The 11,912-nt window shown below is 44.2% G+C and carries 11 protein-coding genes; 7 read left to right on the top strand and 4 right to left on the bottom strand.

Going from position 1 to position 11,912, the window contains the following annotated elements:
- Positions 1-43: 43 nt before the first annotated feature.
- The 7 genes from MSG93_RS08490 to secF all read left to right on the top strand — a co-directional run bounded on the left by MSG93_RS08490 (position 44) and on the right by secF (position 7,670).
- Entirely contained in the window at positions 44-1,030 is a 987-nt protein-coding gene (locus MSG93_RS08490; protein WP_324621363.1) for a hypothetical protein, read from the top strand.
- Positions 1,031-1,134: 104 nt separating this feature from the next.
- On the top strand, positions 1,135-2,163 hold the full coding sequence (locus tag MSG93_RS08485; protein WP_324621362.1) for a hypothetical protein: 1,029 nt from the start codon (positions 1,135-1,137) through the stop codon (positions 2,161-2,163).
- 30 nt (positions 2,164-2,193) lie between these two features.
- Positions 2,194-2,763 carry a LemA family protein gene (locus MSG93_RS08480; RefSeq protein WP_009513072.1) on the top strand — a complete coding sequence of 190 codons (570 nt, stop codon included), beginning with the start codon at positions 2,194-2,196 and terminating at the stop codon, positions 2,761-2,763.
- 405 nt (positions 2,764-3,168) lie between these two features.
- On the top strand, positions 3,169-4,299 hold the full coding sequence (gene tgt / locus MSG93_RS08475) for a tRNA guanosine(34) transglycosylase Tgt (RefSeq protein ID WP_005289237.1): 1,131 nt from the start codon (positions 3,169-3,171) through the stop codon (positions 4,297-4,299).
- Positions 4,300-4,408: 109 nt separating this feature from the next.
- Positions 4,409-4,738: a preprotein translocase subunit YajC gene (gene yajC, locus MSG93_RS08470; RefSeq protein WP_005226801.1), complete on the top strand. Its 330-nt coding sequence runs from the start codon at positions 4,409-4,411 to the stop codon at positions 4,736-4,738.
- Positions 4,739-4,789: 51 nt separating this feature from the next.
- The gene (secD, locus tag MSG93_RS08465; RefSeq protein ID WP_005226800.1) at positions 4,790-6,691 is read left to right on the top strand and encodes a protein translocase subunit SecD; all 1,902 of its coding nucleotides are present in this window, start codon (positions 4,790-4,792) and stop codon (positions 6,689-6,691) included.
- A 10-nt stretch (positions 6,692-6,701) separates the two neighbouring features.
- Complete coding sequence (secF, locus tag MSG93_RS08460; protein WP_324621356.1) at positions 6,702-7,670, top strand: protein translocase subunit SecF; 969 nt, start codon at positions 6,702-6,704, stop codon at positions 7,668-7,670.
- An 87-nt stretch (positions 7,671-7,757) separates the two neighbouring features.
- On the opposite strand, the gene MSG93_RS08455 is transcribed toward secF, so the two are convergent.
- From MSG93_RS08455 to MSG93_RS08440, 4 genes are all read right to left on the bottom strand, one after another.
- Complete coding sequence (locus tag MSG93_RS08455) at positions 7,758-8,411, bottom strand: 4'-phosphopantetheinyl transferase family protein (protein WP_324621355.1); 654 nt, start codon at positions 8,409-8,411, stop codon at positions 7,758-7,760.
- 66 nt (positions 8,412-8,477) lie between these two features.
- Complete coding sequence (der, locus tag MSG93_RS08450; protein WP_005226795.1) at positions 8,478-9,887, bottom strand: ribosome biogenesis GTPase Der; 1,410 nt, start codon at positions 9,885-9,887, stop codon at positions 8,478-8,480.
- A 176-nt stretch (positions 9,888-10,063) separates the two neighbouring features.
- Positions 10,064-11,206 (bottom strand): outer membrane protein assembly factor BamB, encoded by a 1,143-nt coding sequence (bamB, locus tag MSG93_RS08445; RefSeq protein WP_032870141.1) that lies wholly within the window; start codon positions 11,204-11,206, stop codon positions 10,064-10,066.
- On the bottom strand, positions 11,206-11,904 hold the full coding sequence (locus MSG93_RS08440; RefSeq protein ID WP_005226791.1) for a YfgM family protein: 699 nt from the start codon (positions 11,902-11,904) through the stop codon (positions 11,206-11,208). The genes bamB and MSG93_RS08440 overlap by 1 nt, the downstream gene beginning before the upstream one ends.
- Between the last annotated feature and the right edge of the window lie 8 nt (positions 11,905-11,912).

Here is an 11,912-nt window from a genome sequence, read left to right as displayed (position 1 = left end):
TTCAGGTTTAGCCTATTTTTTAGAATAATGATTTAAAAAAACCATGCCATTTATCTTTCAAAAAATTCAAAAAACCTTTCAAAATCAATTCATGCATAATCAGGTGACCTTAGAAAATATTAAGGCCATTCGCCAATTGCTTGAGGAACAGCCCACACCCGACACGCTTATTCATCGCTTAAAATACTGGCAAGGCGAGCAAAACCTGTATATCAAGAATTACCTGAACTGGGCGCTGACCACACTGAGCCTGATTTTTTTATTGGCTGGCCTTTTGTTCTCAGGCTACTACCTGATTGTTTGTGTTGCTTTGTTTGCTCTTGGCCTGCGCTATCGCATTCCGACCATTGAACTGGAAAACTTAAAACAGGAACTCAGGCTTTATCTGCTGGAACAGACCTATCAGGTTCGGTTTGATCATGAAAATACGCCATTAACCCATGCATTACAGGATCATCCCTTATTTCAACTCGGTGATAAAGACAATACTGTTACAACCTTGCTTACTGGGCAAATCGCCATTAAACAGAAAGCCTATGATTATTCAGTGATTAAATATCACTACACCTATATAACCAAAACAACCGATGATCAGGGAAGAGAGGTTTGGGAAACGACTCATTGTGATTTGTGGGGTGTGCTGATGGAGAATTTTCCCTATAAAGGCGTGAGTATTTCAGCGGCACATAAAAGCCATTGTCATCTTGGTATCGAATGGCAGTCCAGTGATATCCGTTTTAACCAGAAATATCAGCAAAGCGGTATCAGTGAATTTGAGTTTGTGAAATTCTTAACACCAGAACGCTTACTGGCACTTGAGCACATGATGCAGGCTTTTCATGGCGATTTTTATGTCGATCCGCACACTGGCCTGATGTGCTGGTTATTTAATGAGTCGCCTTTGGCCGAAAATAATTATTTGTTTCAGGCCATGAGCATCAATGAACTGGCCGAAAAGCTGGAACAGTTGCAAATGCCAAAACTTCAACGTTTACAAGATGCGTTCTCCAATCTGCTCAAGACCCTCTAATTGCATTTATAACGGTTAAAATAACCCGCAAGGTACTTCTTAGTTTCTGAAATTTAAAGCATAATTCAGTTTATACCCAGCAATTATAATGACATAAAAACGCCATGCCGATCGATACCGTACAACAAGCCCTCCATATCCGGCGTAAAAAAAATGCGCAGGTATTCCGTAATATCGCCCGTTTGTGGGAGGCTGGACAAAAATCACATAGCGATCAGGACTTGTTAGATGCTTTGCATCCGTGGCGTGAAGATCATAATCTGTGTTTTTTTAATGCCCTGCCCTACTTACTAGGTATCATCAGCATCGGCACGCTGGTGTTTGGCTATTTTCTGCATCCGCATATTCAATATATCTGGAGCCTGCTCGGGGCATTTCTAAGCGGTTTTCTGGCGTATCTGCTGTATGAACCACGAGAACCTCTCACCCGTGTAATCAATTATCTTGAACAACGCATTACGGTATTACGTTATGGCCTACAGTTTCAGCAATTGCCTGCTTATTTACCGATTCAGGCACAACCGCTACTGGTGATGAGTAAATTAAAACAACATTTCCCCTTATTTAATCGTGGCAGTGAATCCAATGAAATCACCCAATACGCATCCACGACATGGCACGATGGCACAACCACGCATCAGGTGCTGCTTTTTCAATATCATTACGTCAATGAAATGCCAATCCTGCAAGATCAGGGTAACGATAAGAAAATCGTCAAAGAGATCCATAAGGATTTATGGGGCGCCTTTATTTTTCAAATGCCTGCTTTGGGGATTGCAGTCAGTGATCAGCGTTCCCGTTTTTTTGAGCCCTATAGCAGTGCTTGGCAAAGCAGCGATATCCTGATTAATCGGGAACTGAATATTTTTGGCCTGGATCAACATCAGTTGGCCAAGCAGGTCAGTCCGAGTTTAACTTTAAAATTACATGATTTTTTTCAACATTTTAACGGTGATTTAATTTATCATCATCAAGAACAAATCCTGTGTTATGTAGGCGAACAAAATCTTTTCCAAACCGCCAGTAAACGCAGTGAAATACATGATATTCCGGCATTACGCGGACACTTGCGGACCATGACCATGCCGCAGTATCAGAAGTTTCAACAACTCATGCTGAATTTAATTAGCTAATCATCTCGCAATAACAATAAGGGGCAAGCGATGACAGGTTTACTCATTTTCTTGGGGATTTTTGTGGTACTGATTGTCTGGGGCGTGTCGATCCGCAACAACATCGTACGCTATTTTAATGCCACCAAACGGGCATGGTCAGAAGTGGCCAATTTTGAACGTCAAAAAGTAAAAACACTAGAAGCCTTGGAAGCAACGCTGGATCAATATACCCAGTTCGAGAAATCCACTTTGGAAAAAGTTACTGAATTGCGTCAGCAGATTCTTAACCTCAATGTCAATGACACGGATATTTCACAGTTACAACAAATTGAGAAAATGAGCAAAGAGCTGATCCGTAGCTTGAATGTGGTGGTCGAAAATTATCCTGAGCTGAAAGCGGACGCACTGTATAGCAAGATGATGGATGATATTCAGGAACAAAACGAGAATGTCGGTGCTGCGATTACCATTTTTAATCGTAACGTGGAACTGTTTAATAACCAGATCGAAGTATTTCCAAACAATCTGATCAATACCCTGACCTTATCCAAGAAAAGCATTCGTCCGTTTAAGGATAATTTGGCGACTGAAAATTTTGACTATAAGCCGAATTTTTAGTGCGGTAGTTAAACATATTAGCGTCTTATAGTTATCTCTCTCATTTCAGTAAAAACCTTCGGTTGGAGTTACTTTTGTTTTGGCAGAAGTAACCAAAACCCTTGCACAGCTTTAATCGCTGTTCATAGACTGACGGTACATCCCTGCTACCGCAGTCTAACGCGGCGGCATCCATGCCGCCATCTCGATAGCAAATTTCCTCACAAATGTCGCATTACAAAATGCAAAACCTTATTCACGTAAATCAGTATTTGCTCATCAACATTCGAGCAAATATCACTAAAAACTTATCAAACTAAATCTATTTTATCTCTCGCTACATTTAGTAGTAGAACTGGACGCCATAATCAAGGAAAATAGCCGCTTTTGATCAGCGAACTGTTTTTTCGCCTTGATGGATAGTGTATGAAATTTGAAAAATTAGGCCAGTCGGGGCGCGCCCGTCGTGGTCGACTCACCTTAGAACATGGTGTGGTTGAAACACCTGTATTTATGCCGGTCGGTACTTACGGCACGGTCAAAGGCATGTTGCCGCGCGATATTGAAGACATTCAGGCACAAATTATTCTGGGTAATACCTTCCATCTTTACTTACGCCCTGGTCTGGAAGTGATTAAAGAGCACGGCGGTCTGCATGAGTTTATCAAATGGGATAAACCGATTTTGACGGATTCGGGCGGTTTCCAGGTCTTTAGCTTGGGTGCAATGCGTAAGATCAAGGAAGAAGGCGTCACCTTCCGTTCGCCGATCGATGGTTCAAAAGTGTTTCTGTCTCCAGAAATTTCGATGGAAATTCAACAGGTACTCAACTCAGACATCGTGATGATTTTTGATGAGTGTACTCCTTACCCTGCAACCCATGAAGAAGCGCAAAAATCATTGCAGCTTTCTTTACGCTGGGCAAAACGTTGTAAAACCCACCACCATGATGAGCTTAAGAATAAAAATGCTTTATTCGGCATCATTCAGGGTGGCATGTACGAAGACCTGCGTGATGAGTCACTGAAAGGCTTGTTGGAAGTCGGTTTTGACGGTTATGCGATTGGTGGCTTGTCGGTCGGTGAACCGAAAGAAGAAATGATCAAGGTGCTTGATTATCTACCGAACAAAATGCCACAGGACAAACCACGTTACCTGATGGGTGTGGGTAAACCAGAAGATATCGTGGAAGCGGTGCGCCGTGGTGTCGATATGTTTGACTGTGTGATGCCAACCCGTAATGCTCGTAATGGTCATTATTTTGTGACCGATGGTCTGGTCAGAATCCGTAACAGCAAATATCGTCATGACAAAGGGCCATTAGACCCACATTGTGATTGCTACACTTGTAAAAACTTTACCCGTGCCTATTTATATCATTTAGAGAAGTGCGGTGAGATGTTGGCTTCAATGCTCGGCACCATCCATAACTTGCGTTACTACCAACGCCTGACCCAAGGTATGCGTGATGCGCTGGATAACGGCACATTTGATGAATACGTTCAGGACTTTTATGCACGTCGTGGATTAGATGTTCCGCCTTGCCCAGAAGACTAATGTCAGGTAAATGCATCAAGATTTGCGCCTGATCGCAAGACAAGGTACATTGCAAAACGAATTGGAATTTATTGTTAATTTTTTGGCTTTTTAATTTTAGGAAAACGAAATGAGTCTTTTCATCTCTACTGCTCATGCTGCACCAGGTGCAACACAAGGTCCAAGTCTTATGGCTAACTTGTTGATGATCGCGGTATTTATCGCAATCTTCTATTTCTTGATCTGGAGACCTCAGGCAAAACGTGCCAAAGAACACCGTTCTTTGATCGAAAGTCTGGGTGTCGGCAGCGAGATCGTGTTTGCTGGTGGTTTAATGGGGAAAATTATCAAACTCGAAGGTGACTTTGCAGTCGTTGAACTCACTCGTGGTGTTGAGGTAAAAATCCAGCGTGCGAGTGTCATTTCAGTATTACCTGAAGGCACATTAAATAACCTTTAATCATAAAATAGTCGTGCCTCAGCACGACTTTTTCATTTAAGAAGAAAGCGAATGCGTTACCCTGCATGGAAATATTTACTGATCCTGGTTGTCCTTGTGATCAGTACGTTATATGCACTTCCAAGTCTGTATCCAGATGAGCCTGCCGTCCAGATTTCTGGCGCAAAAGCCGGCACCAAGATTGATCAGACCATCGTGCAAAAAGCTGAGCAGATTTTAAAAACTGCCGATATTAGCAGTCACGACAATAGCTTCACCAACAATGCGGCATTATTACGTTTAAGCTCTTCTGAGGCGCAGTTAAAAGCCAAAGAAGTGCTTCGTCGTGATCTTGGTGATGACTATGTCGTTGCACTCAACCTTGCGCCAACCACACCGGAGTGGTTGCAAAAGATTGGGGCTAAACCGATGAAACTCGGTCTGGACTTACGTGGCGGTGTGCACTTCTTGCTCGAAGTCGACATGGATAAAGCGATTAGTCAGCGTATGGAAACATCTGCGACTGATTTGCGTCGTCAATTCCGTGATAACAAAATCAAATTCAATAACCTGGCGTTAAACAACAACACCATTACAGTGCAGTTTGCAAACAATGCAGACCGCGATGCAGCGACTGATTTCTTGCGTCGTAATGGTAACGAGTTTACTCAACAGGCAGTTGCGACCTCATCTGGTGCGACTTTAAGACTGAATTATACCGATGCCCGTCGTCAGGAAATTCAGTCTTATGCAGTGAACCAAAACTTAACCACCCTACGTAACCGTATCAACGAACTGGGTGTGGCAGAAGCTTTGGTACAAACACAAGGCAGCAACCGTATTGTTGTTGAATTACCGGGTGTACAGGATACGGCTGAGGCAAAACGTGTCTTGGGTCGTACAGCCAACCTGGAATTCCGTCTGGTTGCAGACAGCAATGATCAATATATCGATCCGTATACCGGTAAATATAACGGTCAGCCGCTTCCTCCTGGCACTGAGGTATTCGCTTACCAATCACTGGATAGCGGTCGTCAGTTACTGTTACAACGTAACCGTATCTTGACCGGTGAGCGTGTTCAGAATGCAAGCTCTGGCTTTAGCCAGGATTCTGGTGGTGCTGAAGTTAACATTACTTTGGACTCTGCCGGCGGTAAGCTCATGTCAGATGCAACGCGTGGTGCAGTTGGCAAACGAATGGCAGTCCTGTTTATCGAAAATAAACAGAAGATCTCTTATGTTGCAGACCCGAATACAGGCGTTCAGACTGAAGTTCGCACCCCGTATACCGAATCTGTGGTGATCAATGCGGCAACCATTCAGGCTGTGCTGGGTTCACAATTCCGGATTACCGGTCTGGATTCACCACAAGAAGCAGCCGAGCTTGCCTTGATGCTGCGTGCAGGTGCACTTGCTGCGCCGATGTACTTCGTTGAAGAACGTGTGGTTGGTCCTAGCCTCGGTCAGGAAAACATTGACAAAGGTGTACTCTCAACTCAGATCGGCTTCTTGCTGGTTGCGATCTGGATGGTCGTGTTCTTCCGTTTATTCGGTCTGATCGCAAACTTTGCCCTGGTCTTTAACTTGGCCATGATCTTGACCGTGATGTCATGGATTGGTGCTTCCCTCACCCTGCCAGGTATTGCGGGTATCGTGATTACCATTGGTATGGCAGTCGATTCCAACGTCCTGATCTGTGAACGAATACGGGAAGAAATGCTCTGGGGTGCCTCGCCCAAACAGGCGATTGTGGCAGGTTATGATCGAGCCTATAACACCATTCTTGACTCGAACTTAACTACCTTACTGGTTGCGTTTATCTTGTTCGCGATTGGAACAGGTCCGATTAAAGGCTTCGCGGTAACATTGATGATTGGTATTATTTGTTCAATGTTTACAGCCATTACCGTCACTCGTGCCATCGTCCAGCTCATTTATGGCAAACGCCGTAATTTGAAAAAGTTGAGTATTTAAGGAGATTCATATGACTGATCTGACTCAACCAGACTCAAAACAATACGGTCGCCCGGATAACCTGAAAATTATCCCGTTCATGAAGATTGCCAAACCGGCGGCAATCTTGTCGATCCTGCTGACGATTGCGAGTATCTTCTTTATCGTGACCAAAGGCTTGAATCTCGGACTGGATTTTACCGGGGGGATTTCTGCCGAATTGAACTACAAGCAAGGTGTACAGCCTACGCAAGTGGTTCAGACACTTGACCGTGCTGGTTTTAAAGATGCCGTGGTACAAACCTTGGGCAGTAATACCGACCTGATCGTGCGTATGCCTGTGCAAGAAGACCTGAATGTCGAAGACCTCAGCAATAGCATCACCAAAGCGGTTCAATTACCGAATAACACCGTTGAAGTGCATAAAGTAGATGCGGTAGGTGGTGCTGTCGGAAATGAGCTTTACGTGCGTTCTGCAGGCGCTGTTGCACTGGCTTTGATCTTGATGCTGATCTACGTCACCATTCGCTTCGAGTTTAAACTCGCGATGGGCGCGGTCATGTCATTATTCCATGACATCGTACTGATTATCGGTGCATTCGCATTATTCCAGTGGCCTTTCGACTTAACCGTGTTGGCTGCAGTCCTTGCGGTGATCGGTTTCTCACTCAACGATAACATCGTTGTCTCGGATCGTATCCGTGAGAACTTCCGTAAGATTCGTGGTGCCACACCACGTGAAATCGTTGATATTGCACTGACAGAAACCTTACGCCGTACCATCCATACCTCGATGACCTTGTTACTTGTGGTTCTTGCCATGATGTTCCTGGGTGGTGATGGTTTACACTGGTTCTCTGTTGCCATGTTTGTCGGTGTATTCGTGGGAACTTACTCATCGATCTATATCGGTACAGCATTCGCTTTATGGCGTGGTCTGAACCGTCAGGACTTTATTGTTCAAGTTAAACCTGAATTTGAAGAAGAAGAGATTCCTTAAATCCCTCTCCTCCTTGATTCAAATAAAATGCCAGCAATATGCTGGCATTTTTTTATCGCGTTAAAATCTGCTCTATCTGACGATGCTTTAATGCTGAATGATCTGAATTTTTGGAAACTGAAAACCTCGGCAAGACCGCTCTGCCCGCCATGCAATGGTGACTACGATTTTCTGGTTCAGGATAAAGTTCTGATAGGCAAAAGTGCCAATCAATGGATGCGAACACATGCCCTCCTGATTTGTAGGATGCACCTGTGTATTCAAACTATTTAGGTCTAAACGAATACCAAGACCTGAGGCTTTTAAAATCGCTTCTTTGGTGGTCCAGATCCTAAACCAATATTCTGTATCTTGATCTTGCTGTTGCCAGATCTGGTATTCCTCCGGATGAAAGGCATGCTGGGCCAAGGCATCAAAACGGACTTTTCGGTCCAGTACTTCAACATCAATGCCGATATCTTGAACACGTTCGCTCATTGCCAGTGCATAATATTGCTGACTATGCGAATGATTAAAATGTAAGGCATGAGAGCTTAAAAAAGGTTTGCCATGCTCATGTTTGGAAAACACCAGATCATCTATAGTGCAATGCAGTTGATGAGCCAAAAGCTGATTACGTCGTGCCTGAATCTGCTGTTTTTGATAATGATTAAAGTCTCTGAAATCGGCAAAATCAGTTTTATCCTTTTGCAGCAGCTGCGCCAATGCCTGAACATGGATGTGTATGATACCTGTCGTCATGAGCAACATCTCCCGTGTATAAAAAAGCCCAAAGCAAAGTTTGGGCTTTTAAGCATTGAATACAGCTTAACGCTTGAATTTCTTTTCTGCTTTCTTGAACTTCTGAACATAACGACGTTTACGTGCTGCAACGCGTTCGTCCACTTGGGATTTACGTCCTTCAAATGGGTTCTCTGAGGTTTTAAAGTCAATACGAACTGGCGTACCTTCAAGCTTATAGACTTTACGGAATACGTTTTCCAGATAACGACGATAATCCGCTGGAGTCTTATCCACCTTGTTACCATGAATGACGATGGTTGGTGGATTTTGTCCTCCCATATGCGCATAACGCATTTTAATACGACGACCACTGATCATTGGTGGCTGATGTGCCTCAGTAGCATCACTTAGAATCTGGGTCAGTTTCGCCGGTGAAACTTTTAGGTTTGCCGACTCGTAAGCACGATGGATCGAAGGATAAAGCTCACCCACGCCGGTACCATGTAACGCTGAAATCAAATGGATTTTTGCCCATGGAATAAAGTCAAAACGACGCTCCACATCAAGTTTACATTGCTTACGATCATACTCGGTCATGTTGTCCCATTTATTGATCGCAATGACCATGGCACGGCCTGCTTCAAGTGCATAACCAATCAAATGTAAGTCTTGTTCAACAATCCCTTCACGTGCATCGACCACCACGACCACAACATGCGCGTCTTTCATCGCTTGCAAGGTTTTAACGATTGAGAATTTCTCAATCATCTCATCGACTTTACCTTTACGGCGTACACCGGCAGTGTCAATCAAGGTATATTGACGACCATCACGCTCATAAGGGATATAGATCGAGTCACGGGTTGTACCTGGTTGGTCAAACGCAACCACACGCTCTTCCCCGAGTAAACGGTTCACCAACGTCGATTTACCCACGTTTGGACGACCGATAATCGCTAAACGCAAACCGGTATTTTTGTTGTGCTCGTCCGGATTTTCATCTTCTGGGACTTCAGCCAACACTTCTTCAAGCATTTGCTGTACACCACGACCATGACTGGCCGCAACCTGCATCGGTTCGCCCATACCGAGCTTGTAGAATTCAACTAATGCAGCTTCTGCATGGACACCATCGACCTTGTTGGCCACCAGATGGACTTTCTTGCCCAATGTACGTAGCTCACGGGCAATCTGCTCATCTGAAGCCAATAAGCCAGCACGCGCATCCACCACAAATACAATGATGTCTGCTTCATGGATAGCTGTTTTTGACTGCTCAGCCATGTAAGAGTCAATGCCACCTTCATTCTCACCAATACCGCCCGTATCTACGACAATGAATGATTTATTTTGATAAACCGCATCGCCATATTTGCGGTCACGAGTTAAACCAGCGAAGTCAGCAACCAAAGCATCACGACTTTTGGTGATTTGGTTAAATAGCGTTGATTTTCCGACGTTTGGACGACCAATGAGCGCAATAACGGGTTTCATAAATTAACCTTAATTCAGACGAGCCATCGTTGATGACATCGTATCAGAAACAGTATGGAAGATTTTGGTGATCAAGTAATCACAATAAAAATTCGGGGTTTTGTTTAAACAAATACCCCGATCATTCTTTTATTAGCAATAGCTAATTGAGCATTTTAGCACAAGCTAAGGCAAAATTAACGATTCTGCCAAATGGTTAATGCACCTTTTCGTGTTGCAACATAAAGCTGGTTGTCAATCACACGCAATGAACGCACTTCACCACTGGTTTTGGCACGACCGATCAACTTGCCTGAAGCCGGATTAATCAGATGAAGTACACCATCCAGATCACCCACCACCAGGTTTTGTCCTAACATCACAGGATTACTCAGCTGACGGTTTAACAGTTCTTCATTCTGCCAAACCAACTCGCCAGTCGCCAAGTTATAAGCATTTAACTTGCCATCGGTTGTGGTCACGAATACTTTATCTTCGGCAACCTCGGCAGTGTTGGTACTGCTGGCATCTTCACTCCATACCACACGTTGTGAAGCAAGATCGATTACGGTAACCTGACCCTGGAAGCTTGTGGTGACAAGGAATTGACCTGCAACAACCGGATCGCCGACCACATCAATCAAACGCTGGATGTCTGAACGGCCATCGCTAATCGCCACACGACGCTGGAAGCGAGGCACACCACTGATAATATCTAGTGCATATACATAAGCATTGGCAGAACCAATCAACACGGTACGCTCATCCAAGCGCACTGGGGCTGGCTGACCACGTAAACTAAACTGTACATTTGGCAGTTTATAGGCCCAGACTTGCTGGCCTGTTACTGCATCATGCGCAAACACAGTGCCATCATTGGCAATGGTAATTACACGACCCGACTGGATCAAGGATGGCGACAGAATGGCCCCTGACAGTTTTGCCGTCCATTTTTGCTCACCTGTCGCCTGATCTAAACCAAATAACTGTCCTTTACGATTGCCAATGACCACAATCCCTTCACCGGCTTCTACACCAGCAGTCAGTTCCTGTTTGGTAATCTTGCTTTTCCAAAGGCGTTCTTTGCCTTTGTAAGCAGACACCTGACCATCAGGGTCAATCGCAAAAATCACACCATTGTCTGTATCCAGCTGTAAGCGCAAAGCCTCAGCCGCATTGGTAGACGAAACACTTTGTGAAAAAACAAGGTTTAAACTTTGTTCTTGCGTGATTTTTGGCAATGGATTTGGTTTTGCCTCTTTTACTTTATTGCTCGAACATCCAACAAGTAAAGCTGAAGCAATTGCAATTGCCAAAGGAAGTTTTAGTTTATTCTGCATTAAGACTCATCCACTTTGGTATCTAAAATCGGGCGCTCAAACTCAGGATCATCTACTAAAACGCCAACACTTTCGAGTTTAATTTGTAAAAGCTGACGCTCCTGTTTGCGCTCGAGCAGGTTATCCCATGCACTTTGATACGCTTTACGCGCAGAGGCGTTGTCTTTCTTCGCAACAAAAATATCACCGCGAAGCTCATCAGCAGTAGCCTTGAACGCAGGCTCTGTCACAGCGGACAAGGTTTTTAAGGCTTCGTCAAATTTGTTTTGTGCCAATTGCGCATCAGCCAAACGTATTTTTACAACCTGTAGCAAACCCTCATCTTTTACTTTTGAGTTTTCAACTTTCTTCAAGGCTTTTTCAGCAGCAGCATAGTCCTGCTTGTCATACGCAAGCTTCGCCATAACAAATTGTGTCTGAATTGCCTGAGCAGAATCGGCATCTTCTTTCACAATTTTATCTGCAGCTTCAGACAAGCTTGCAAAGGCATTGGGCTGACCTGTGGCAGCTTTGGCCTCATCCATCAACTTCTGCACCTTCGCCGTCTGGTTCTGGGCTTCGGCAAGATTTTTCTTTTGCCAGTATTCCCATCCGAAAAAGGCAATCAAGGCAATGAGAATTCCGCTAATGATTGCAGAACCATATTTTTTGGCAAACGACTTTAAACTGTCGAGCTGTTCATCATCACTTAAACTCATGTGATTGT

Source organism: Acinetobacter sp. IK40 (assembly GCF_035615075.1).
Taxonomy (GTDB): domain Bacteria; phylum Pseudomonadota; class Gammaproteobacteria; order Pseudomonadales; family Moraxellaceae; genus Acinetobacter; species Acinetobacter courvalinii.
This window is presented reverse-complemented; position numbering and strand designations above follow the sequence as displayed.

Bases quoted from the DNA above. Each gene is read 5' to 3' on its own strand.
- der (WP_005226795.1), bottom strand. From the start codon at position 9,887: ATGAAACCCGTTATTGCGCTCATTGGTCGTCCAAACGTCGGAAAATCA.
- yajC (WP_005226801.1), top strand. From the start codon at position 4,409: ATGAGTCTTTTCATCTCTACTGCTCATGCTGCACCAGGTGCAACACAA.
- MSG93_RS08480 (WP_009513072.1), top strand. From the start codon at position 2,194: ATGACAGGTTTACTCATTTTCTTGGGGATTTTTGTGGTACTGATTGTC.
- MSG93_RS08440 (WP_005226791.1), bottom strand. From the start codon at position 11,904: ATGAGTTTAAGTGATGATGAACAGCTCGACAGTTTAAAGTCGTTTGCC.
- MSG93_RS08485 (WP_324621362.1), top strand. From the start codon at position 1,135: ATGCCGATCGATACCGTACAACAAGCCCTCCATATCCGGCGTAAAAAA.
- secD (WP_005226800.1), top strand. From the start codon at position 4,790: ATGCGTTACCCTGCATGGAAATATTTACTGATCCTGGTTGTCCTTGTG.
- MSG93_RS08490 (WP_324621363.1), top strand. From the start codon at position 44: ATGCCATTTATCTTTCAAAAAATTCAAAAAACCTTTCAAAATCAATTC.
- tgt (WP_005289237.1), top strand. From the start codon at position 3,169: ATGAAATTTGAAAAATTAGGCCAGTCGGGGCGCGCCCGTCGTGGTCGA.
- secF (WP_324621356.1), top strand. From the start codon at position 6,702: ATGACTGATCTGACTCAACCAGACTCAAAACAATACGGTCGCCCGGAT.
- MSG93_RS08455 (WP_324621355.1), bottom strand. From the start codon at position 8,411: ATGACGACAGGTATCATACACATCCATGTTCAGGCATTGGCGCAGCTG.
- bamB (WP_032870141.1), bottom strand. From the start codon at position 11,206: ATGCAGAATAAACTAAAACTTCCTTTGGCAATTGCAATTGCTTCAGCT.